Genomic DNA, 24,574 nt, shown 5'->3' on the forward strand with positions numbered 1-24,574 from the left:
ACGAAACCGGACATATTCGGCCCCAACCTTCCTCGGTGTAAGAGGCTTCCTCGCTAGCATGCGTTATTTTTTTTGGCAACCATTAATCGGTCGCGCAGCTGGCTCCATACCGATCGGTCCGCAAAACTTCCCGAAACGTTCTCTTCAAGTTCCAGGAAGAGCTTCCATGGAGCGGCAAAAGTGAACACATGGTCCCCCATGGTTTTGCATACATGGAGGCGAGCGGAAAGATCCATCTGCCCAATGACACCCCGGGGCTTTTCCCTTTGTCCTTCGCTGTAAGCATAAATCCCGATGCTTTGGCAACCCGCCGCAAAGGGAACGATCACATTCTCATTGCCTTCCCGACCATAATTGGTGAGGACCACCAGGGCTGCCAATTGATGCGGTTCAACCCAAAACACCACCACCTGAGGCGGGTTTTGTGTGGCATCCACGGCCTTAAGGGGTTGAAAGACCACGTAGCGTGACGGAATATCCATGATGGGAAGATCTTGTATGAAACGTTCCACCAGGTGAGGGTCCTTGAGGTAACCTTCGCCGTCTCGAAAATCTTCGACAAAGGATCCACCTTCGGAAGCTTCCATTTTTTCACAAAGGGCGCGTCCCTGATCCCAATGCCTGTTTCCGATGGACAAGAAATAGTGAAAACATGCCTCGCCGCCCGGAAAGACCTTATATTGGTTGCCAAAACCCAAACCAACACCGCCGCCCCAGCAACCGTAGGATTCTCGATCGAACACGGCCGGTTTTCCTCGGGAAGCTCCCGCGAGCATCCACATGACACAACCCCATTTGCCCGGACGAAACATGGAAGCCCCTTCCGGTTTTTCTTCGGTCCAAAGAACAGACACAGGTTCATGCCTCATGGCTAAAGCCTCCGCCACCTTGCTTTTCATGGGTCCCTCCTCCACTCTGATTCATGTCATTTAGTGGTCCTTCATAAAAATCCCTGAAAAAACAGGCTTTGCTCACTCAGCACTGACGCATCTCAGCCTATTTTTCCTAAACTTTACAGGAACACCATCCTTTGGCACTATTTAACCCGTGAAAGCTTGACAATTGGAAATCCCCATCGATCGGACCGAGGGCATGGATCCTCATTGCACGCAACCGAAAGCGGACATCTTTGGACGGTTACCTGTCTTTTCAAGAGCTCAAAGTTCATGAAGTTTCCGGACGCGACTATGTGATTGAGTGGCGCACAGGGCGATCCGGCCTTACACTTATGGCCCTTCACGGCGGCGGCATTGAACCGGGAACTTCCGAAGTGGCTCGAGCCGTCTCCAAGGGTGTCCATGCTTTCTATCATTTCGACGGGCTCAAAAGAAAGAACAACGGCGTGCTTCACATTACGAGTTCACGATTTGACGAACCTGTGGCCTTGTCCCTTGCCGCCCAATCCTGGAAAGTGATCACCGTGCACGGGTGCACCAATGGAGGGGCTGATCTTTTTGTGGGCGGGCTGGACATTGAACTTCGATCCCGGTGCCGAGAAGTGCTGTACCAGGCAGGATTTTCCATAGGAAATCATCCTGTTTTTCAAGGGTTGCAGCCGGAAAACATGTGCAATCGAGGCCGAGCCGGTTGCGGGCTGCAGTTGGAGTTGTCATTGAATCTGCGCCGTCGGCTTTTTGTGAGCCTCAACCGATGGGGACGTCGATACCCAACACCGATCTTTCATGACCTGGTGCATGCTTTGCGCCAAGTGCTCGCCATGGAGACCGTTCCTCGAGGCTTTTGAACACCAAAAGCCACCATGCCTTGTGGAGTTGCTGAAAAGTGAAAATCCTTCATTATTGCCAGCATGTTTTGGGCATCGGGCATTTTTTGCGAAGCATGGAAATAGCCTCAGCCTTTTTCGAGCATGAAGTGTTTTTCGTTGAGGGAGGCCAGCCACTTCCAGGTTTTGAAGCACCCCCGCATGTCCATCGTCTGGCTCTTCCCGCTCTGATGATGGATCCCGAATTCCGACACTTGGAAACCCAAGAAGGCGATGTCCGTCACACTCAAGAAGAGAGAAAAAAAAGGCTGTTGGAAATCTACCAAACCGTTCGGCCTGACGTGGTGCTCATTGAACTTTTTCCTTTTGGACGCAAGCGGTTCCAGTTTGAACTGATTCCGCTTCTTGAAGCCAACCGCACAGCACCACATTCGGCTTTCGTGGTCTGCAGTCTGCGAGACATTTTGGTGGAAAAGGCTGATCCGGACGCTTATGAAGAAAATGTTGTCCGCCGGGTCAACCGGTATTTTCATCTGATCTTGGTTCACGCTGATCCCACATGCGTCCGATTGGATGAGACCTTCAGCCGTGTTCACCTCATTGAGCCACCTATGGTGTATACGGGTTACGTAACCCGCACGGGCCCGAATCCTCCACCGCCGCGTTTAAACCATCGAATTGTTTTGAGCACCGGTGGCGGAAGGGTCGGGATTGATCTTATTCAGGCGGTCTGTCATGCCTTTTCCTATATTTTCAGGGATGACCTTCGCCTCGAGATCTATGAAGGTCCATTTATGACCCCCGAGGACAAACATCATCTTCAGGCTCTGACCAGCAAGGATTTCCGCATTGCCTGGAAGCCTTTTACACCTCATTTTCTGAAGGAATTGTTTCAGGCCGGGCTTTCCATCAGCATGGCCGGCTATAACACCTGCATGGATGTTCTCTCTTCCGGGGTCAAAGCTCTCGTGTATCCTTTTCCACAAAATCGAGAACAAGCCCTTCGAGCCGAACGGTTGGCGTCTCGAGGAGCTCTCAGGGTCCTTCGGTCCTTGGATGCAAAGAATCTGGCCGTGGAGATTCAGGCCGCGCTGGATGCTCCGCCCCCCAACCCCTTGGTTCTCAAAACCGACGGAGCGCAAGAATCCGTTCGAGCCATTGAAAAGCTCATCTTGAAGGCTTAAAGAAGGAAGGAAGCCTTCTCCGGTAATAACTTCCGGTTCCGTGACGTGAGATCTAACCCATGGCGAAACGTATCGACAGACAGATCGTTCTTCCCTGGTCTCAGGTGCTTCGCATTTCCTTCAATGCTCTTCGAGCCCGTCTGTTTCGGTCCCTGATCACTACGTTCACTTTGGTTCTGGCCGTGGCTTTTCTTACTTACACCTTCGCCGTTTATGTCCTGCTGGAAGGGCTTTGGCCGGCAGCGAGTGCGGCTCTTCAAGACAAGATTCTTGCCGCCGGCTTTCTGCCCATCGATGGCCATTTCGGCAGCAATGCTAAAGACAGATGGCTCGTCGTGCTTTCCCTTTTGGTCTGCACCGTAGGAATCGTCAACGCTCAACTTATGGCCGTCACCGAACGTTTTCGTGAAATCGGTACCTTGAAGTGTCTGGGGGCCCTGGACAGTTTCGTGATCAAACTTTTCGTTCTCGAAGCGGCTTATCAGGGAATTCTAGGAGGCTGCCTGGGAAGTCTTTTGGGACTGATCACGGCTGTGATCACCCTCGCCGTACGCTTCGGCACGGTCGTCTTTGTCCATCTGCCGGTGGTTTCCCTGGCTACCCTTCTTTTAAAATCTTCAGCGCTTGCGGTGGCTCTCAGCCTGATCGGTGTCATGTACCCGGCGTGGGTGGCGGCGCGCATGGAACCGGCTATCGCCTTGAGATCGGAGCCTTAGTTTCTATGAACGGGAACGGCACACACAATGTGGTTCGTTTGGTGGACGTGGTGAAGGTGTTTCGCATGGGTCAGGAAGAAGTCCATGCCCTTCGGGGCATTTCCCTGGAAATCAAAGCGGGAGAATACATGTCCATCATGGGGCCGTCGGGATCCGGCAAATCCACTTTGTTCAACATGATCGGCGCTTTGGATAAACCCACCTCCGGGCGCGTCTTTATCGACGAGGTGGACGTGGCGCAGCTGGATGCCTATGAGCTGGCATGGCTTCGATGTCGCAAAATCGGCTACATTTTTCAAACCTTTAATCTCATTCAAGTGATGACGGCCATCGAGAATGTGACTTTACCCATGATCTTTGCCGGCATGGGCCGAGACGAATACATGGACAAAGGCATGGAACTGCTGAAACTGGTAGGTCTGGCCGAAAGGTATCAGCACAAGCCCAGCGAACTTTCCGGAGGTCAGCAACAAAGGGTGGCCATCGCCAGAGCTCTTGCCAATGATCCAGCCATCATTTTGGCCGATGAACCCACAGGAAACCTGGACCTCACTACCGGCGAAGAAATCATCGGACTGCTCAAGGAACTGTCCCAAGAACGAGGGGTGACCATTATTTCGGCAACCCATGACCTCAAGATGATCAATGTGTCTGATCGCGTCGTGTGGATTCGAGACGGTCGCATCGATCGCATCGAAGATCGCGAAAGACTTCAGATTTCCATAGGCCAGGTTTTGTGATGGATCGTCTCATGGGCCACGTGTCGTCACCGGTCTGCCGTGTTTCCAATCAGGGCTCTGCTCGCGTCACGGATCTTTTTCCAGGAACATGTTGGAGAAGGCATATCTGCCCGAGAGAGCCGGGGGCCCGCTTGCACAAACGGCGGACCAATGGGCCGCGCTTTGTAGATAACCAATCCTTTATCTCATTGTTGGGCAAGCTCGCGGAAAGATGTTCAACAGTGTGGAAAGGTGCGGCTTTTCCCGGGACCACAGGGGTCCGATCCGCTTCTCATGCAGGCGAGACGCCGATGTCTGCAGGGATTCAATCGTTTGCGAAAATGCTCCCCGGCGAAACATTCTGGGTAAGTCTTCTTGTGATCTTATGTCTTTTCGGCGCCCTACGGAGCCAAGCCCATGCATCGGCTTCCCAGGCCATGGGGCCACATCTCCAAGCGCTGATCCAAGCCGAAGATCGATCCACCGGCACACCTGGCTGTGACGCCGCCGCCGACTATATTGCCCAGACCTTTCAGCGGTTGGGACTGAAAAACGTGGGACGTCAGGGTTTCTTTGTCCCTGTGCCCGTCTTGGATGAGGGGCACATCACGGTGGGTTCGGCACGTTTTCCGCTTTATCCTTGGGCTCCCAATATGGCCATGATGTCTCAAACCCCTCCCGAGGGACTGGAAGGACCGTTGGTGGACGTCCACGACGGGGCTTTAACTCGGTTCAACGGGCTTAACATCGAAAACGCTCTTGTTTTGATGGATGTTGCTTCCGGCGACAACTGGTGGCTGGCGGCTCAGCTGGGAGCCAAGGCCGTAATCTTTCTTGGGCACGATGAGGATACACGTGACCAGTTTGTGAGAAAAAACATTCCGACACCCTTGGATTTTCCACGTTTTTACGCTCCTTCAAAAGTGGGGGCGGCGTTACGTCAAGCCGCCGCGCAAGGTGCTCGGGCACGAGTGTCGGTTCGCAGCCATTGGGAAAACCGTATGGTTTTCAATGTTTACGGCGTGGTTCCTGGATCTTCACCTCAGCTTTCCAAAGAATTGGTCATCATCGAAGCATCCTACGATGCCGCATCCTCTGTGGTGGGTTTGGCCCCTGGAGCGGATCAAGCGGTTTCGGCGGCCATGTTGCTGCAATTGGCCGAATTCTTGGCATCGCATCCACCGGAACGCACCGTCCTTCTTGCAGCCGTCTCCGGCCACGGTCAAGGGCTTCTGGGCACGCGCCATTTTGTCTGGACATTGGAAGGCCCTCGTAGAAATCTTCGCACTGAACAAAAATTCCTCGAAAATAAAAGAGAACGCCTCAAACACCTTCACACGCTTCTCACACGCCCCGAGCCTTTCAAGGCGGAAACCGATCAGCCGCTTTCTCAAGACCAGATCTGGTCCTATGTGGTGGGATGGGCCAAGGATGAAGCGGATCTTTTGACGCAAGAAGCTCGCGGGAAGCAGGAACTCATGGCCCTGGCGCTCAAGTTTCGTCGTTTAAGCTGGAAAGAGGCGAATGATCCGCTCAGAGAGGAAGAGCGCTTCCTGGCCATGAAACTGATTGAACGGGGTCTCGAGAATCTCAAAAGTGAGCTGGCTGAGATAGATGCACGATTAAAGGCCGTGAAGTCCTGGATCGCGCTTCGTAACGTGGTGGAGGAATACGATCGAGTGCTTCATTTGGGACTGTCCCTGTCTTCCCGATCACCGCTTGTGACCCTCAGTGAATGGGGTGGCACCTTCCCTTTACGCGAGCAGGTCTATCGTATGGTTCGCAACGTGGCCCTGGCCGAGATCTTTAGGCACGCCGCGGAAGAACTGGCTCAGGAAATCAAGGATTCACCCGTTTTTGCGGAAACCAGCCGACATGGGGGTACCGCGGGTGCCCATGCCGTGGAAAGCCTAAGACCCATGTGCTTGGCATGCGATATTGGAGCCCTTTCCGCATGTCCTTCATTTGCCCTCATCAGCGCTAACAATCACCGCACTTATTGGGAAACCCCCAATGATAGCCCGGAACGGCTGGACATCCATGGTGTGGAACGACTGGGAAAAGTTATTCCTAAGCTTCTGGCCCGAGTCCTTGCCGATCCCAAGCTCAGGGAAAGGTGTCGAGCCGGTTTTGAAGGGCTGGCATCTGTGGAAGGGCGGGCCATGTTTATTCGGCAAGGGGAACTGTTTCCGGATAAGCCGGCTCCAGGAACCCTGGTCTGTGTCCTGCAAGGGAATTCACTTGTGCGGGTCATGACCTTTCAAGACGGGTCTTTCTTCATTCCGGCGGTGGCCAACAAACGTGTGGCTTTTCAAAAACTCATTCTCGAGCCCTACGGGGTCGACCCACAGACCGGCAAAATTCGATGGGCGGCCGACAAGGTGCAAACATCCAAGGACAACTACCGGCTCAACATTAAAGGACGCATCGCCACCACTACCCTCGTCATGTTCCAATGCCGACAAAGTGACATCGTCGGTGTTATGAACCCTCAACGCATGGATTACTTGACAAAAATCACCCTTTTGGACGGAGTCACTGAAGCTCGGCCGCTTCGTTATTGGTACAGCCGTGTGGATGGTCGGGACACCTTTGCCGTTTCCGTTTTTTTAGAACCGGGCAGCCGTTTCAAACTCATTCTTTCCGACACACTTTTGCGCAAGGAACTTTTACTGCTGAACGGCACGGCAGCCAACCCAACAGGATCTGGGTACATCATCGGAGAACCTGCACTCCTTACCAAAACCTTCGGCCGTGTGGCCGACGATCTTATCCATCTGGTCGGGGAACGCCTGGAAAATCTTACCAGGCATGGAATCAGCAACCGCTTCTTGGAAAACCTGTACGAAGAAGCCGTACAGGAGCGCCAACGAGCCCTTCAGGATGAAACCTTCCTGCAGCACAGCCGATCTTGGGAAGGTACGGTCTCGGCCTGGGCCAAATTGAACACGGTTTACAACGAAATCGAAAACACGCAAAGAGATGTTCTTGGGGGCGTTATGTTCTTCATCGCCCTTTTTGTCCCCTTTGCGTACTGCCTGGAACGTTACCTTTTCTGCTTCCGGAATATCTACAAGCAGCTTACAGCCTTCTTTGTGCTCCTTATCGCCACCATTTTGACCATTCGCGCCCTGCATCCGGCCTTTCGCCTGACCTATAATCCCATGGTGGTGATTCTTGCCTTTTTCATCGTGGCCTTAAGCGTCACCGTCGCCTGGATTCTCTTCGTTCGCTTTGAACGGGAAATGGCCGCTTCTTCAGCCTTGCCCGGAACCGCCTCGGCGAAAGACAGTGTCAACAAGTGGCAGGCCTTTGGAGCGGGTTTCGCCATCGGCGCCTCCAACCTTAACCGCAGACGTCTGCGCACCGCTCTCACCTCTGTCACCCTTATCATCCTCACCTTTACCATTATGTCTTTCACGAACGTGAAAAGCCTTACCAAAACCACCATGACTCGAGTCGGTGAGGCCCCTGCTTACTCAGGTGTGCTCGTGCGACATCCTCTTTGGCTTCCCCTGACGTCGATCTCTCTGGAAAGCCTTATAGCCCGCTATGAAAATCGTGCTGTCCTGTGGCCCCGTTCTTGGATCGATCCGGCGCATCCATCTTTGCGAGCCGTGGCTTCTGTGCGTGCCGCCTCGATAAGCGTTCCGGTGGAAGGCGTGCTCGGTGTAGGAGCCAACGCTCCGGAATCTTTCAAGGACATCGTGAGCTCAGGCAGATGGTTTCAGAAAGACGACGTGCGGGCCGTGTTACTTTCCACACATCTTGCCCATAAGTTAGGTCTCGATCCATTCCGCGATCTAGGAACTTCCGTGCACCTTTGGGAAGTGCCTTTCGTCGTTGTAGGCTTCTTTGATTCGAACCGACTGGAAGCCTTTATGGATTTGGATGGATCCCCGGTAAAACCCGCCTACATGGATATCGCTCCTGACCAGGAACTTTCTGAAGCGGAAATTGAAGCGATGGAAGGGGGGGAAACCGTTACGCCGATGATCGAAAAATTTCGTTCGGCATCCAGCGAAGCGACGGTTTTGATTCCTCACAGCACGTGTCTGTCGCTTGGAGGAACACTACGGGCGGTGACCCTTCTCACCCCTGGACCTTCAAAGGCTTTGGAATTGGCTGACGATCTTACGCGTCGTCTCACTTTTCCTTTGTTCGTGGGAGCTGATGTCACCTACTTTCATTCCGCATCAAAAACCTTGCGATATCAAGGAGTCGCCAACCTTCTCGTGCCCATGCTTATTGTTGTTTTCATTTGTCTGAACACCATGATAGGCCATGTGCATGAAAGGAAATCGGAAATCGGTGTCTACACTTCCGTGGGACTAGCACCCAACCATGTGGGTTTTCTCTTTATCGTCGAAGCCCTTTCTCTGGCCGTGCTCTCCACAGTCATCGGCTACATTCTGGCGCAGCTCACAGCATTCTTTCTCGGCAAAACAAGCCTTTTTGCCGAACTCACGTTCAATTATTCCTCTTTGGCCAGCGTGGCCTGCATGGTTTTGGTGTTTTCCGTGGTTCTTCTGGCGTCCCTGTATCCGGCACGTCTGGCGGCCGCTTTGGCCATGCCCGATGTAACCCGCACATGGACGGTCCCTCCGGCTCAGGGGGATCTTCTCGAACTCCGCCTGCCCTTTCTGCTCAAGCCGGAAGAAGAAGCGGGAATCATGGCGTTCTTGACCCGATTCATTCGAGACCATCAGGATGTGGCTCAAGGTCCCTTCATCGTGGACGATGTGAGCCTCACACCGGTGGCTTCCAGCACCGATGGGGCACAGCTTCCCGAACCCGTTTGTCTGTGGTTGTACGCCAATGTGTGGCTGGCTCCCTTTGACTTCGGTGTCAAACAGCGATTGCGTCTGCACTGTTGTCCGTCTTCGGATGATCCCGGGTATATGGAGGTCGCCCTGCACATGATACGGCTTTCCGGAGAACGCACCACATGGCAGAGGGCCAACCGCAATTTTATCAAGGTCATGAGAAAACAGATGCTTCTGTGGCGGCTTCTCGATGCGGAAACCAAGGCCTCCTACGGTCTTCCCATAAAACCTCTCGATGCGGAAGGACTTCAAGACCAGCCGCAAGCCGCTTTTTCAAGCCAAGGATAGACTATGAAAGGAAGAAGACTGCGCTGGGGTGTGGTTGCGTTGGGTCTTTTGTTGTCCGCTCTTCTGTGCGCCTTCACTCCTTACAACAATGTGCGTCTCCAAAACACGCCCCTTGCCGGCGGCCATTTTCCCTTGGCTTCTTTCGCCGTTCTCTTGTTTTTTGCCGTCTTCTACAATCCCTTGGCCCGTAAAATTCACCGAAACATCGTCTTGAGCGCTCATGAATTGCTCCTTCTATGGGCCATGGTCACTGTGGCTACCGGTGTCGCCTACACCGGCCTTTTTCGAACCTTTCTCATCAACATCACCACACCCGGTTGGATGGTTTCCACGGGACACCCCGCCGGCAAAATGCTCATCGAACTTCTCCCGGAAACCCTTTTCCCTCGAGATCCCGAGCTGTTAGGGCTTCTTTACCGAGGTTTGGAAGGCGGACGTCACCTTACTTGGTGGCAAGTCCTGACCCAGATTCCCTGGTCCCAATGGACGGCCCCACTCACCTTGTGGGGAATCTTTGTGGCATGCATTTACGCCGCCTTCCTGGGGCTCTCTGGCCTTTTCAGCCATCAGTGGATCGAAAACGAAAAGATGAACTTTCCCCTGCTGCGTGTTCCCATGGAAATCAGCGAAGAATCGGAACAGGGGGCCCTACGGCCTTACCTGCTGCATAAATTCTTCCTCATAGGCTTTTTCATTCCCGTACTGCTGCACCTCTTCAACGGTTTGCACACGTACTATCCTCAGGTTCCCCACATTCCCGTGTTGTTTCTTGCGCAACCCTACATTCCCGCAGAAGGGCTTCTGTCCGGATTTTCCAAGGTCAAGATTTATCTTTATCCGTCTTTCATCGGTTTTGCGTACCTGACATCCAAACAGGTGTCTTTCAGTTTGTGGTTTTTTTTCCTGCTTGGGGGACTGCTGCCGGGCTTACTGCAACTTGTGGGCTGGAGGCTTCCGTCGGCCGCCTTGGGGACAACTTTTGGTCCGGTACTGGCTCGAGTGGAAGAAATGCAGATGATCGGAGCCTTTGCGGTGTTTTTCTTCTTTATCCTGTGGTTGGCTCGGTTTCATCTCAAGGAGGTTCTGTCCGGTTTTCGAAGGCACCCTCCAAGTGTGGAGGAACCTTCCAAGAGTCTTATCCATCCAAGGAAGGCTCTGATCCTTTTCCTAGTAGGATCTCTCGGAGCGGTGCTCTGGATGGTGTCTTTTGACATGAATCCTCTTCCGGCCATTCTGTTTCTCGGTGTGTGCTTTATGCTACATCTGGTGGCGGCTCGTTTGATTTGTCAAGGCGGTCTTCCCTACTTTACGCTTACGGCTGCTCCGTCCGACGGTTTTCTTTCCATGGTGGCCACCAAAACCATCGCTCCTTTGACCCTGGCCCTAGGATTGGCGGTGCAAAAGCTGACCTTTGTGGATGTGCGGGAATCCTTGTTGCCATCGTTGTTTCACGCCACCAAAACGGCGGAAGGTGGACACACCCAGCGACGGTTTTTCATCGGCGTGCTCGCCGCTCTCGTTTTTGGAGCCGTTGTCTCCTGCGTGGCTATGCTCATCTTGAGCTTTCAATACGGCATTTCCATGCTTCCAGACGATTGGGCGGTGGAAACTAGTCGCCGTGTTCATGAAGGGGCGGCGCAGCTGTTACGTTATCCTGAAGAACCGAAAAGGTGGAGCATGGTGTTTGCCGGCGTGGGAGCCGCTGTGATGGCCTTGTTGGTTTTAGGATACCGGCGGTTTTTATGGTGGCCTCTGCATCCCATTGGGTATCTGACTACCTACAGTTCGGCCCTGCGCATTTTATGGTTCAGTTTTCTTATCGGCTGGCTGTGTAACACCTTGATTCTGCGCTACGGCGGTGTCAAAGCCTTTAAAGAAGTGCGACGCCTGTTTGTGGGTCTTGTGGTGGGGGACACGGTCATGGCCATCGCTTGGCTTATTGTGGGGCTTTTTACGCCTGTCAGCTATCACGTGCTTCCCCTCTAGACCCACGGATCGACACAGGGAGACGTGGCATGATCGAGGACAAAGAACTCAAGGAATATCGGGATCTCCTCTCACCACCGGAACAGTTTCGAGACGGGTTCGGATGGAAATCGGTGATCGGGGCTATCTTTATTGGATTTCTCATGATGCCCGGCTCCATGTATCTGGGCCTGGTGATCGGCACAGGCATCGGTCCTGCGGCTCGCTGGGTGACCGTCATCCTTTTTGCGGAAGTGGCCAAAAGGGCTTACACGCGTCTGAACCAGCAGGAAATTTTCGTGTTGTATTACATGGCCGGAGCCGCCATGGCCTCGCCCTTTTCCGGGCTTTTGTGGAATCAATACCTGGTGCAGTCGGAAGCCGCTCGCATGTTGGGTCTCACCCAGTACATTCCTTCCTGGGTGGCGCCTCAGCCCGGCTCCGAATCCCTCATCGAAAGAACCTTTTTCCATAGAGATTGGCTGGTTCCCATTCTTCTCATGGTGGGCTTTGAACTGATTCAGGCCGTAGACCATTTCGGATTGGGTTACGCCCTGTATCGTTTAACCTCCGATGTGGAAAAACTTCCTTTTCCCATGGCTCCCGTAGGAGCTTTGGGCAACATGGCTCTGGCCGAATCCACGGAAAAAAAAGAAACAGGATGGAAATGGCGCCTGTTTTCCATCGGGGCCATGATAGGTTTGTGTTTCGGAGCCATTTATGTGCTTTTGCCTGCCGCTTCCGGCGTGATCCTCACGGAACCGGTGCGTCTTCTTCCCATTCCCTGGATTGAACTGACCCCTGTGACCGAAGAAATTCTTCCCGCCGTGGCCACCGGCATTCAGTTGGACCTGGGGCTTCTGTTCATCGGCATGGTGTTGCCGTTCTGGGCGGTGGTGGGAGGTGCTGTGGGATTTCTTATCACTCTGGTGGCCAATCCCATTCTTTATCAGCACGGTATCCTGCAAAGGTGGCACAAGGGAATGGGGACGGTGGATACGGTTTTTGCCAATAATTTCGATTTTTACATGAGTTTCGGTATCGGTATCGGGCTGGCCATTGCTTTGGTGGGCTTTGTGCAGGTTTTTCGAGGGCTGCGCTCGGAAAGCATGGCACCTTTTCGAGAACGCATGAAAAGACTTTTTGAACCGCCCAAGGGCCGAGGGGATTTCAGTATCTGGATTGCCATCGCCATCTATGTGGGCAGCACTTTAGTTTACGTGATTTTGTGTTCCTTTCTGGTTCCAGGCTTTCCATGGATCTTTTTGGTGGCTTACGGCTTCATTTACACACCTTTTATCAGTTATGTTTCGGCGCGAATGGAAGGGATTACCGGACAGTTCGTGAGTCTTCCCATGGTGCGGGAAGCGAGTTTTATCGCAGCCTCCAAGTTTTTCGGCTATCATGGTATCGGGATCTGGTATGCGCCGATTCCTTTTCACAATTACGGCAAAGCTACGGTTCGATGGCGCGAAATCGAACTTACGGGAACCAGTTTTCGAAGCATCATTAAAGCGGAAATTCTCGTGTTTCCGGTAGTCATGATCGCCAGCTTGCTGTTTTCCCAATACATCTGGCGCTTGGCTCCCATTCCTTCCAGTCAGTACCCATATGCTCAGGAACTCTGGCATCTGCAGGCGCTCAATACCTTGTTGCTGCAAAGTGCCACCCTGGAGGGGTATTCACCTTTTTTTGAAGCCCTTAAGGGCCAATATGTCTTGTGGGGACTGAGCCTCGGTGTGATTGTCTACTGGGCTCTCAACCTTCTTCACTGGCCGGTCCTTCTTATTTATGGTGTGGTTCGAGGTCTTGGACAATCGACACCTCATGGTATCTTTCTGGAAATCATTGGGGCCCTGCTGGGGCGTTTTTATTTTTCGAAGAAATATGGGCTGGCCTGGCGTCAGTATGCCCCGGTGTTGCTGGCAGGCTTTTCTTGTGGCATGGGCCTCATGGGCATGCTCGCCATGGGCTTCACCCTCATCATGCGCTCCCTGGGAAGCCTGGCCTACTGATGAGCTTGAGGGTTCTCGTCATCTTTGCATGCGACCCAAATCCCGGCCAGGTCAAGACGTGCCTGGCAAAACATTTGGGGCATCAAGCCGCCTGCGACCTCTACGAAAAACTGCTTCGGTTCACCTTAGGCATCGCCTATGATTTTCAAAAGCGTCGGCCGAAAACGCATGTCAATGTTGGGCTCATACCTTCGGACTGCAGGGACTCTCTGACGAATCATCCGACTTTCTCCGGTTATCTTTGAGGACTTTCCAACGCCGTTTTTTATGGAAAATATAACCAATGAGGGTCCGCTCGGCGGAAAGGCCGATAAAGAGTCCAGGAGCTGCTCATGCACATTAGGAAGTTTTCCATACCGGAAATCATCTTCGGGCGTGGCGCCTTGAAATACGCGGGTTTGTGTGCCAAACGCCTTGGTGCGGAAAAGCCCATGGTAGTCAGTGATCCGGGTCTGCGAGAAGCGGGATGGGTGTCGCAATTGTTGGATGTGCTCGCCGCAGAAGGAATGGACTGGTGCTACTTCGAAGACGTTGTCAGTAACCCTCGGGACACTCAGGTGGCCCATGGAGCCCTTTTTTATGCACAACATCAGGCGGATGTGATCATAGCGCTGGGCGGAGGCAGCCCCATGGATGCGGCCAAAGGGATCGCCGTGGTGGTGGGAAACGGCGGAAGCATACACGATTATGAAGGGGCCAATCGCATCCATCGTCCTTTGCCCCCCATGGTTTTTCTTCCTTCAACCGCGGGAAGCGGCTCGGACATTTCCCAGTTCGCCATCATCACGGACACACGCCGTCGGCTCAAAATGACCATTGTCAGTCGAACCCTTGTTCCCAACATTTCCATCATCGATCCCATGGTGCTGACCACCAAACCACGGCATCTCGTTTTGGCGGCCGCCGTGGATGCGCTGGCTCACGCTATTGAATCGTACGTCTCCATCATCGCTTCTCCTTTTACGGAACTCCAATCCTTAAAAGCTATCGAAATGATCAGCACCCATTTGCCCTTAGCCGCGCAGGAACCTTCACTGGAAGTTCTGGAAGCCTTAAGTATCGCCAGTACCGCAGCAGCAATGGCGTTCAGTAATGCCAGCTTGGGAGCGGACCACGCCTTGGCGCATTCTCTTGGAGGCATGTTAGATGTGCTGCACGGAGAGGTGCACTCCGTCCTTTTACCGGCTGTCATGCGCTACAATCTGGAGGCGGCTCTGCCTAAGATGGCTCAAATTGGAAACATTTTGACCGGAAAACACTTTCGCAACAGCCGCAAAGCAGCTCAAGCGGGCATTGAAAGTCTGGAAAATCTCTTTGCGTCTTTGGGCATGAAACATAGGCTTCGCGACTTGGTTTCGGACCCTTCCCATCTGCCACAACTGTGCCGCATGGCGGCCCAGGATGCCTGTTTGCTGACAAATCCGAAACCGGCCACGTGGATGGATCTGCTGAAAATTTGCGAAGAGGTTTGGTGATGAAAGCTCCCCCATCTTTAGAAGACTTGATCGGCATTGAATATTCCAAGCTAGGTTTTTTCCGTGAAGCCCAGGAAAAGATCGCTCAATTGCACGCCTCCACACTGGAACTGGAACGTCGGCGTCAGCAGATTCAAGCCATTTTGGATGGAATTACGGACGTCATGGCGGTTATCACGCCCGAAGGACGTATCACCTCTGTTAATCGCGTTTTTTATGATGTCTTTGGTGGCAGTTCTCCGGTTGGAAAGAAATGCTATAGTGTTTTTCGAGGCTCCGATAAGAAGTGCCAGCCATGTCCGGCAAGCATCGCCTACGAGACCAACCGCGTGTGCCGACAGGAACACATCGTGACCGTGAACAATTCCACGCGTCACTTTGAAATTACGGCTTCCCCTTTGAGGAATCCCCAAGGGCTTCCATGCCATGTTTTGTTACTGAAACGTGATGTGACGTTAGAGCGCGAATACCAGGCAAAACTGAACCACGCCGAAAAAATGAGCGCCGTGGGTTTGCTCGCCGCCGGCGTAGCCCACGAAATCAACAATCCCCTCACGGCCATTCTGGGATTTGTGCAAGCCATACGTAAACGCCTTCCTGAAGTGAGGGATCGGCTGCCTCAAGAATTTCGAGCTATTTTAGAAGAATATACGGAAATCATCATGGATGAATGTGCACGTTGTCAGGAAATTGTACAGGGTCTTTTGAGCTTCAGTCGACCCTACTCGGGCACAATGACCGTCGTAGACTTAAACAAATGCGTTCAGGAAACCATCAAGCTTGTGCGTCATCGATTCCAAGAATTTCCCGAGCTTCAGTTTGAGCTAGAGTTGGAGACGAAACCACTCCGTATTCAGGGCGCTCCATCTCAGATCAAGCAACTCTTACTCAATCTTCTTCTCAACGCTTTGGACGCCCTGCCCGACGGAAAAGGATCTGTGCGTGTGCGCACCTTTGTGCGGGATGGGCACGGAGCGTGCCTTGAAGTTCAAGACACCGGCCGCGGTATTCAAAGGGAAAGCCTGGGAAAAATTTTCACTCCTTTTTTCACCACCAAACCAGTAGGCCGTGGCACCGGTTTGGGGCTTTCCATGTGCTACTCCATCGCGCAAGCTCACAATGCTGCCATTGAAGTGGAAAGCGAACCCCACAAGGGATCCACCTTTCGAGTCGTGTTCGAGAAAATGCCATGAAACCCATGCGTGTCCTCGTCATTGACGACGAAGTGTCCATTCGAAAACTCGTGGAAAAAGAACTGGCGGCTCCTCATCGAAAGATCGTTACGGCGGATTGTGTGGCTGCAGCCAAGAAACGGATCTCCGAGGAATCCTTTGACGTTATCGTCGCGGATATTCGACTCCCTGACGGTGACGGGTTGGAGCTCCTAGGTTTTTTTCGGCAAGTCTTGCCCGATGTGGAGGTGGTTTTCATAACGGGGTACGGTACTGTGGAAGGCGCCCTCAAAGCCATGAAACTGGGCGCTTATGACTATGTCACCAAGCCTTTTGACTTAGAACGGTTGGAAGTAGTCCTGGACAAAGCCTTTGAGCGGGTTTGCCTCAAAAGAGAAAACCGTCGACTTCTTCAAGGACTGAGGGGTGTGGACGCTCCACGCCTTGTCGGTCGTTCATCGGCCGTACGTCACATCACAAGGCTGATCCAAAAAGTGAGCCAACATGATACTTCGGTGCTTATTACCGGAGAATCGGGGACCGGCAAAGAGGTGGTAGCGCGAAACATCCATGCTCTAAGCCCCCGTGCGCAGCGCCCTTTCGTGGTTAAGAATTGTGCTGAACTGCAAAAGGATCTTCTGCGCAGTGAACTTTTTGGTTACGTCAAAGGAGCCTTTACGGGGGCCTTGGAGACACGGGAGGGCCTTGTCAGCCTGGCCGATGGAGGCACTCTGTTTCTTGATGAAATCGGAGAAATGCCCATGGAACTGCAAGGCGCCTTGCTACGCCTCCTGGAAACCAAAAGGTTTCGAAGGGTTGGAGATCAACAGGAACGCTATGTGGATGTCCGATTCCTTTTTGCCACTCATCGGGATCTGAAAAAAGAAGTTGACGCTGGTCGTTTTCATGAGGCCCTCTACCACAGGCTGAACATTTTTCGTATTCACTTACCTCCTTTGAGGGAAAGGATCGAAGATATTCCCTTACTGGTAGAACATTTTTTGGGGATTCTCAGTCGGCCCGGCACTACCTACAAGGTGCCGGATGAAACTTTGGCCTATCTCATGGCCTACGCCTGGCCGGGCAATGTACGGGAACTTCGAAACGTCCTGGAAAGATGTCTGATTCTCAGCGAAGATAAAATCATTCTGCCTGACACCCTTCCACGGGAGCTTGTCCAAAGAGTACCATCAGCCGGAACCACCGACTTCCCATGTCTGCCCCTCCACGAAGTGGAACGCCTTCATATCCAAAACACCTTGGCACGGTTTTGCGGCAACAAAGTCGAAACCGCTCGAGCTCTAGGGATCAGCCGCCGAACCCTCTACAGAAAAATCAAAGCTTATGGCCTGGATGATGTGTCTTGATATCTGGCGATAGGCTCATTCCCTGTGACATCATGACACATTCGGAAGAACGCCGTGGACAAAACAGCACACGACGCTCAGAGTGTGTGAAAAGCCCCTCGGAAACCGTCCTGAAAAATCAACTCATTAATTTTCAAGTCAAAAAAGAAAGCTCAAGATTCAGATCGCCTCGCCCGTGATCCTTTTGAACGATGCCAATCTTGCACGGCTTCGAGACCGAATCCTGGCTCTCCTATTATAACATGTTGTTTTATCTTTGTTTTAGTCGATGGCATTAGTCTTGAAGTGAGTGTGAGAATGCAGCTTCAAGGGGAAGTTGCGTACGAAAACTTCTTAAACAAAGGAGGCGTATCATGGCGGTCAGAGAGCAAGTTTACGGTTTTTACATTCCCACGGTGACCTTGATGGGCATTGGTGCTCACAAAGAAATCGGCAAACAGATTCAAGTACTTGGTGGTAAGAAGCCTTTTCTATGCACCGATAAGGGCATTGTTTCGGCCGGTATTGCGGATCAAATCATTGAGTTGATCAAGAAAGACACCGGACTGGATGTGGTTGTTTTCGATGAAACGGTGCCGAATCCCACAGACAAGAACGTGCATGACGGCCTGAAACTCTTTAAGGATAAAGGCTGTGACCTTATTATCTCCCTTGGCGGGGGAAGTGCCCATGACTGCGCCAAAGGCATTGGTATTCTGGCTACCAACGGGGGTAACATTCGCGACTACGAGGGCATCGACAAATCCAGCAAAGCCATGCCGCCTTTTATTGCAATCAACACCACGGCGGGAACCGCTAGTGAAATGACTCGCTTTTGCATTATCACTAACACCGACACCAAGGTCAAAATGGCCATCGTGGACTGGAGGGTTACACCCAATGTGGCCATCAATGATCCTCTTCTCATGATGGGCATGCCTCCGGCGCTGACGGCCGCCACCGGTATGGACGCACTGACCCATGCCGTGGAAGCCTATGTGTCCACTATTGCCACGCCTGTGACCGATGCCTGCGCTCTTAAGGCCATAGAATTGATTTCTCAGAATTTGCGAGCTGCCGTCGCCAACGGCGCCGATATGGAAGCACGGGACAAAATGGCTTACGCTGAATACCTTGCCGGTATGGCTTTCAACAATGCGAGCCTCGGTCATGTGCATGCCATGGCTCATCAGCTCGGCGGGTTCTACGACTTGCCCCATGGGGTCTGCAACGCGATTCTTTTACCTCACGTGGAACGGTTCAACATGATTGCGAAAATGGACCGTTTTGCCGATATCGCCGTGGCCATGGGTGAAAACATCAGTGGATTGTCCGTACGATGCGCCGCAGAAAAAGCTTTGGATGCGATCGTTACTCTGTCTCGGGATGTGGGCATTCCTCGAGGACTGGCCGAATTGGGAGTCAAGGAAGAAGACATTCCCATCATGGCTCAAAACGCCCAAAAGGATGCCTGCGGCCTGACGAACCCTCGATGCCCGACCTTGAACGATGTGATTGAAATCTACAAAAACGCTCTGTAATAAAAAGCAACTCTGTCAGCTGAAGTTGTTTTCAGAGTGAGTCACTGGCCCTCTGCACCCCACTAGAGCATCTTTCCGCTGCATCTTCGAAACCCGGTCAATCTCTCGAAGATGCAGCGGTGCTCACTGACTTGAAGCTTCAGCGCACTCCTTGACTTCGTTCAGAAAATGTGATTTGTATGCGAAATAAAGGGATTGGGCGAATCTTGGATCTGCGCTGTTCGAGAGAACTATGGTTTCGGCATTGACAGAAAGCCTCTTTGGGAGGACATTTCATGCCGCAGCATCCAAATCAAAATCGACCGTCCCTTATCCTTTATAGTCTACTTACATGTCCCCGTTGCCGACGCGTAAAAGAATTTTTGGAGCAACATGCGGTTCCCTTTAAGCTTTATCTCGTGGATCTTCTTATTGGTGAAGAACGGTCCAAGGTTTTGGCTGAGATTAAGTCCAGAAATCCTGCCGTCACTTTCCCCACTCTTGTGGTGAAGGATGTTGAGGATCGTGTCGTTGTGGGGGACCGGCTCAAGGATATTGAACAGGTTTTGCGCGATTTAAAATGGATTCAGGATAAGTAAAGCTGATGTGAAAGGTTCGTGGAGGGTTTTGCAGGTTTGAATCCCGGAAAGAGGCCAAGAATCCAAAAAAGAAATGAGGAGACGCAGCCATGGATAAAATTCTTCGTGTTGACATGGGAGCTCCCGAAGGGCCCAAAGTTAGTGTGGAACCACTGGGAGAGTATGCGGGTTTGGGTGGTCGAGCCTTGACATCGGCCATTGTATCTAAGGAAGTGCCGCCCACGTGCCATCCCTTGAGCGCTGAAAACAAGTTGGTGATTGCTCCGGGGCTTTTGAGCGGCACCACAGGTGCCATGACGGGACGGATCTCCGTGGGATGTAAGAGTCCTCTTACGGGAACCATTAAGGAGGCTAACGCCGGAGGTCAACCAGCTCAGGTGCTGGCACGTTTGGGATACGCAGCCATTGTCTTGGAAGGCAAACCCAAGGACGACACCCTTTACAAGATCGTGATCAATCCGGATGGAGTCAAGATTCTTCCCGCCAATGAACTGAAGGGGCTCGGCAATTACAAGACTGTGGAAAAGGCCAAGGAAGAGTACGGGGACAAGATCGCCTGTATTTCCATCGGCCAGGCCGGTGAAATGAAGTTGGCCGCCGCTTCTGTGGCCTGCACTGATCCGGAACTTCGCCCGACACGCCATGCGGGCCGTGGTGGTGTAGGAGCCGTCATGGGAGCCAAGGGCGTAAAACTCATCGTCTTGGATGATACAGGCATGAAGATGCGCTCCCCAAAGGATCCCGAGAAATTCAAAGATGCCAACAAGCGCTTTGTGGAAGGTTTACGGCGTCATCCGGTCACGGGCCAAGGGCTTCCGGCCTATGGAACCAACGTTCTGACGAACGTGATCAACGAGGCCGGAGCTTACCCCACATATAATTTTAAGGAAGGGCGTTTTGCCGGAGCCGCCAAGATCAGTGGAGAGACCCAGGCGGAAACGGAAAAGGCTCGAGGCGGCAATCCCACTCATGGTTGTCATCGAGGCTGTGTCATTCGGTGTTCGGGTATCTACGTGGATAAGGACGGAAACTACATCACCAAGCAACCTGAATACGAAACCGTGTGGGCTCACGGCGGCAACTGCGGCATTGACGACTTGGACGCCATTGCCCAATTGGACTTCTTGGACGACGATACGGGTTTGGACACCATTGAAATGGGTGCCACCATCGCAGTGGCTATGGAAGCGGGACTGGCCAAGTTCGGAGACGCTCAAGCCGCCATCGAATTGGTCAAAGAAGTGGCCAAAGGCACACCTCTCGGCCGTATTCTCGGAAGCGGGGCTGCCGTTACGGGAAAGGTCTTCGGCGTGGAGCGCGTCCCGGTTGTCAAGGGTCAGGCCATGCCCGCCTATGACCCCCGAGCTGTCAAGGGCATCGGCGTGACCTACGCCACCAGCACCATGGGGGCGGATCATACGGCAGGCTATGCCGTGGCCACCAATATTCTCAAGGTGGGCGGCAATGTGGATCCTCTTTCTCCACAGGGCCAGGTGGAACTGTCCCGCAATCTTCAGATCGCCACAGCGGCTCTCGACTCCACGGGCATGTGCTTGTTTGTCGCCTTTGCTCTTCTGGACCAGCCCGATACTTTTCAAGCTCTGGTGGACATGATCAACGCGTTCTACGGACTTAACATGACCGCGGATGACGTCACCGCTTTAGGTAAGAAAGTGCTTCAAATGGAACGGGACTTCAACCTGAGGGCAGGCTTCACGTCCAAGGACGATCGCTTGCCGGATTATTTCAAGAAAGAAGCTCTACCGCCGCACAATGTCACTTTTGATGTTCCCGACGAGGAACTGGACAAAGTCTTTAACTGGTAAGGATCCATCATGGACATGGGGCGGTGTCAAACCGCCCCTTTTTTTCGCAAATCCTTTTCTTGCTCCGCCGGGAATGAAACCTCAAAGGCTTTCGGAGAAGGCTCGAAACGACCTTTCCATAGGTATCCTTGGGAAAGGAAAAGAGGTGCAGCCCCTTCATCAGTCTTTCATTCCATTGGCTGTGAAAAAGGTGTCTCTACGAGCTTTACGAAGGGGTCCGAATGACGAGGATCAAGTGTGAGGGATTTCGTCCGCCGCTTTAGCTTTCGGAAGGGTTTTGCCGCCGCTGACCACCTCATGGTCAAAATCGGCTAGAATGTGCCGTACCATGGTTTGAATTTCCCATGGGGCATAGGGTTCCACGATACATCCGTAGACCCCGGCTTCCATGGCTTCTCGAATAAGTCCGCGCGACTCTTGGGCGCACAAAAGAATCACACGGCACGTCTTACACGCCGCTCGCAGGCGCCCATAGATGGTCGCCCCATGCCGACGGACGACTTCGCTGTCCAAAATGACGATCCCGCGGCCTACTTCGGCAAGGCTTTCCATGAGGGCCGAAACGCTTTCGACGCTTTGTGTTGGGGCCCCCACATCAGCCAAGGCTTCGAGCGCGTGCGCACGAACCTCCTCGCGGGAAACCCACAAAAATACTTTTGAGGGTTCCTTTCTGACGGCCATTTTTTCTTTTCACCGCCGCGCTCGCGGGCTTGCACACGCCCGGGCACCGCGAAAGTAAATTCTATGATTCCAGGCGTCGCGCCTTTACATCCGAGCCGTGCAAATCCCTCTCTAGGTTCTGGCTGACGCCTTTTGCAGAAGTTCTTCCTTGAAACGCCCCACAAATTCGTTTCGAAACTCTTCTATGTCCATGGCTTCATCATGCCGCCCCGCAAGGTGCAGGGCCATGCCTTTGTACACCAAAGCTTCCTTGATAGTTCCGCAGCGCCCGACAACTTCATCAAAAGCCGCCACTGCTTCCTCGTAGCGCTCCAGACCCATAAGGGCATAACCCATGGCCATGGACTGAAAGGAATCTCCTTCCTCGTCCTTGCCGCCGCCCAAAAGGTTTTTCAAAACTTCCAAGGAATTCAGAGCCTCCTGAAAGCGACCCATATCGTTGAGACACAAAATCTTGAGACGCAAAGCCTTGGCATCTGAAGGATTGTATCGTAGAGATTTTTCAGCGCAATAGAGCGCTTCGTTCAAACAACCTTTGCCAATCAGGTGCTGAGCCGCCTCCTCACAGGACAGCTCGCGACTTGTCCCCAAAAGATGTTTGATCATTTCTTCATAGCTGGCTTCCAGAAGCCTTCGTCCATGGAGAAAAACAGGCCAACCGTGCCCCGGAAGCACATGGAGAATCTCCTGCTGTAACAAAAGCCGAAAAGTCTGCAGCATGTGGTCCAGACGCCCGCCGCCGTGTTTGTCCGGAGCCGAAAGTCCGTAAGGGAGCACCGCATCACCGCTGAAAAAGCTTCGACTATCCCTGTGGTAAAGGCTTATGCCGTCAAAGGTATGACCAGGAGTGTGGATGATTTCCAAGGAAAAACGCCCGGTGTCGACCACTTCCCCGCCAGAAACCAACCGTACGGGAAAAGCCAGTGGCTCAAGATTTTTCTTGAGCTCTTCGGGCCCGGCTTCATGCATGACGATTTCCATGGAACCTTTTTCACGTATGCCTTTGTAGTTACACAGCTCCAAAACGCCCATGGCGTGATCAAAATGGCCGTGCGTGATAACGACGCGCTTAACCTGAGCCGGATCAAAGCCCAGGTCGAAAAACTGCAGGTAGGCCGTGTAGTCGTTTCCGGGATCGATGACCGTAAGGCCGTCATCTTCAATGACGTAAATGTTGGAAGAAAAATTGTAGCCTTCCAGAAACCAGGTGCTTTGAAAAAGAGGCTCTTCGGTGTCGACCATGTCAGCCAGCCGTGTCCAAGCTTGGGTAGGCTTTTCTAAGTCGTAGGGAGTGCATTGAAGGTTGTCGTGTTCCTTTTCCTGAGGGGTCGCTTGCATGTGAGCATCCTTTCCGTGCACTGATGGCTCCTGATCACGCGGTGACCACTGGCATCGCAACTTACCAGGATTGGGCAGGAGATGCCGACCGGGAGGGAGAGTTGTCGTCGGTCGGCACACGACTCGTCAAGGCATGCCGACCGTCCAGTTTTATTGATTACTCGAAGGGCCTTCCTTGCGCTTCGAAGAGCAAGGAAGACCCTTCCCAGTGCGTTCTACGGCGCCGCATAGGGCAGGAAGTAGCTCAGTTTCATCTTTTCCTTGGGCCACCACTTGGTCCTCTTTTCCTCACCAGGATACACATCCACCTCGTTGATCTTATTGATCACCAGTTCAATGAAATGGAACTCGGTGAGTTCGTACTTGGTGATGACCTCGGGAGGCAGCACCACCGCATAACCGGTTTCTTTGCTGGCTTCCCAGCGAAAGTCTTCGTTGGGCTCCGCCGTCTTTTCCCCTTTGGGATTGTAAACGGCCAAGAGCCTGCCGATCACCTTATCGCCGGGTTTTACCTTGAAGTCATTGTACACGTCATCAGGCAAATACCACCACAGGGCCCGATAGCCCGTCTTCACATAACCCCGGACCAGCATGGGGTCAAATCCGCACACGCTCACTCGGCATTTTTCGGGCATGCTTACCCTCCTCTCACGTCGATAGAAGCGACCGCAGGTCCTTGACCTGATTGTAACAAAAGTCCCAAAAAGCGTTCACCTGATCGTCATCCACCTGCTGGGTCATGTGCAGTCGGCGCACAAAGGGCCCCATGTATTCCTCGATCTCATGAACGAATTCCCACACCAGGAATTCGTCGGAGCCGTCGCCGTCCGCCATGTCCACATAGCTGGCCTTCCAGGTAAGCACCATGGACTTCAGGCGTTCCAGTTCCTGGGCCGCATAAATTCGAGCCTGTTCCAACATCACGTCGTGCATAGGCATCCTACTATTTGGCCTCAAAGGCGTAGCACTTTTTCACCACATTGAAATCCGCCACACACCAATAATGGGGCCAGTGAATCTTCTTGCACCAGCCGATGATATCGGCGGGAGGAAACTTGGATCCCTTGAGAGCCGGTTTGAGATGCAGGCAGTGCCAGCAAATATGGTCACTCTGCTTCTCGGGCACCAGGACGGTGTCGAGAAATTGCCGCGGGGTCAACTCTGCCATGGTCGCACCACTC

The 24,574-nt window shown here is 52.9% G+C and carries 19 protein-coding genes; 13 read left to right on the forward strand and 6 right to left on the reverse strand.

Annotated elements, in window-relative coordinates:
* Positions 1 to 53 precede the first annotated feature (53 nt).
* Complete coding sequence (locus tag WHS46_05605; GenBank protein ID MEJ5348143.1) at positions 54 to 899, reverse strand: DUF169 domain-containing protein; 846 nt, start codon at positions 897 to 899, stop codon at positions 54 to 56.
* A 230-nt stretch (positions 900 to 1,129) separates the two neighbouring features.
* Between WHS46_05605 and WHS46_05610 the strand changes: the two genes are divergently transcribed.
* From WHS46_05610 to WHS46_05670, 13 genes are all read left to right on the forward strand, one after another.
* Positions 1,130 to 1,744 (forward strand): poly-gamma-glutamate hydrolase family protein, encoded by a 615-nt coding sequence (locus WHS46_05610; GenBank protein ID MEJ5348144.1) that lies wholly within the window; start codon positions 1,130 to 1,132, stop codon positions 1,742 to 1,744.
* Between the two features lie 38 nt (positions 1,745 to 1,782).
* On the forward strand, positions 1,783 to 2,907 hold the full coding sequence (locus WHS46_05615) for a glycosyltransferase (protein ID MEJ5348145.1): 1,125 nt from the start codon (positions 1,783 to 1,785) through the stop codon (positions 2,905 to 2,907).
* 59 nt (positions 2,908 to 2,966) lie between these two features.
* On the forward strand, positions 2,967 to 3,623 hold the full coding sequence (locus WHS46_05620) for an FtsX-like permease family protein (protein ID MEJ5348146.1): 657 nt from the start codon (positions 2,967 to 2,969) through the stop codon (positions 3,621 to 3,623).
* A 5-nt stretch (positions 3,624 to 3,628) separates the two neighbouring features.
* Positions 3,629 to 4,363, forward strand: a complete 735-nt coding sequence (locus tag WHS46_05625; GenBank protein ID MEJ5348147.1) for an ABC transporter ATP-binding protein — start codon at positions 3,629 to 3,631, stop codon at positions 4,361 to 4,363.
* 290 nt (positions 4,364 to 4,653) lie between these two features.
* Positions 4,654 to 9,456: an FtsX-like permease family protein gene (locus tag WHS46_05630; protein ID MEJ5348148.1), complete on the forward strand. Its 4,803-nt coding sequence runs from the start codon at positions 4,654 to 4,656 to the stop codon at positions 9,454 to 9,456.
* A 3-nt stretch (positions 9,457 to 9,459) separates the two neighbouring features.
* A complete protein-coding gene (locus WHS46_05635) occupies positions 9,460 to 11,442 on the forward strand; it encodes a DUF6785 family protein (protein ID MEJ5348149.1) in 1,983 nt (660 codons plus the stop codon).
* Between the two features lie 29 nt (positions 11,443 to 11,471).
* Positions 11,472 to 13,436 (forward strand): peptide transporter, encoded by a 1,965-nt coding sequence (locus tag WHS46_05640; protein ID MEJ5348150.1) that lies wholly within the window; start codon positions 11,472 to 11,474, stop codon positions 13,434 to 13,436.
* Positions 13,437 to 13,768: 332 nt separating this feature from the next.
* Positions 13,769 to 14,911, forward strand: a complete 1,143-nt coding sequence (locus WHS46_05645) for an iron-containing alcohol dehydrogenase (protein MEJ5348151.1) — start codon at positions 13,769 to 13,771, stop codon at positions 14,909 to 14,911.
* Positions 14,911 to 16,104 carry an ATP-binding protein gene (locus tag WHS46_05650; protein ID MEJ5348152.1) on the forward strand — a complete coding sequence of 398 codons (1,194 nt, stop codon included), beginning with the start codon at positions 14,911 to 14,913 and terminating at the stop codon, positions 16,102 to 16,104. The genes WHS46_05645 and WHS46_05650 overlap by 1 nt, the downstream gene beginning before the upstream one ends.
* A complete protein-coding gene (locus tag WHS46_05655; protein ID MEJ5348153.1) occupies positions 16,101 to 17,450 on the forward strand; it encodes a sigma-54 dependent transcriptional regulator in 1,350 nt (449 codons plus the stop codon). Before WHS46_05650 ends, WHS46_05655 begins: the two co-directional genes overlap by 4 nt.
* Before the next feature lie 353 nt (positions 17,451 to 17,803).
* Entirely contained in the window at positions 17,804 to 18,970 is a 1,167-nt protein-coding gene (locus WHS46_05660) for an iron-containing alcohol dehydrogenase (protein ID MEJ5348154.1), read from the forward strand.
* Positions 18,971 to 19,245: 275 nt separating this feature from the next.
* On the forward strand, positions 19,246 to 19,548 hold the full coding sequence (locus WHS46_05665; GenBank protein MEJ5348155.1) for a glutaredoxin family protein: 303 nt from the start codon (positions 19,246 to 19,248) through the stop codon (positions 19,546 to 19,548).
* 89 nt (positions 19,549 to 19,637) lie between these two features.
* Complete coding sequence (locus tag WHS46_05670) at positions 19,638 to 21,374, forward strand: aldehyde ferredoxin oxidoreductase C-terminal domain-containing protein (protein ID MEJ5348156.1); 1,737 nt, start codon at positions 19,638 to 19,640, stop codon at positions 21,372 to 21,374.
* 231 nt (positions 21,375 to 21,605) lie between these two features.
* On the opposite strand, the gene WHS46_05675 is transcribed toward WHS46_05670, so the two are convergent.
* From WHS46_05675 to WHS46_05695, 5 genes are all read right to left on the reverse strand, one after another.
* A complete protein-coding gene (locus WHS46_05675) occupies positions 21,606 to 22,055 on the reverse strand; it encodes a response regulator (GenBank protein ID MEJ5348157.1) in 450 nt (149 codons plus the stop codon).
* 111 nt (positions 22,056 to 22,166) lie between these two features.
* Complete coding sequence (locus WHS46_05680) at positions 22,167 to 23,393, reverse strand: MBL fold metallo-hydrolase (GenBank protein MEJ5348158.1); 1,227 nt, start codon at positions 23,391 to 23,393, stop codon at positions 22,167 to 22,169.
* 215 nt (positions 23,394 to 23,608) lie between these two features.
* Entirely contained in the window at positions 23,609 to 24,028 is a 420-nt protein-coding gene (locus WHS46_05685; GenBank protein MEJ5348159.1) for a hypothetical protein, read from the reverse strand.
* A gap of 13 nt (positions 24,029 to 24,041) precedes the next feature.
* Positions 24,042 to 24,326 (reverse strand): hypothetical protein, encoded by a 285-nt coding sequence (locus WHS46_05690; GenBank protein ID MEJ5348160.1) that lies wholly within the window; start codon positions 24,324 to 24,326, stop codon positions 24,042 to 24,044.
* A 10-nt stretch (positions 24,327 to 24,336) separates the two neighbouring features.
* Positions 24,337 to 24,561, reverse strand: coding sequence for a hypothetical protein (locus WHS46_05695; GenBank protein MEJ5348161.1), 225 nt, complete (start codon positions 24,559 to 24,561; stop codon positions 24,337 to 24,339).
* Between the last annotated feature and the right edge of the window lie 13 nt (positions 24,562 to 24,574).

It is taken from the genome of Desulfosoma sp., assembly GCA_037481875.1.
In the GTDB taxonomy this organism is placed as follows: Bacteria; Desulfobacterota; Syntrophobacteria; order Syntrophobacterales; family DSM-9756; genus Desulfosoma.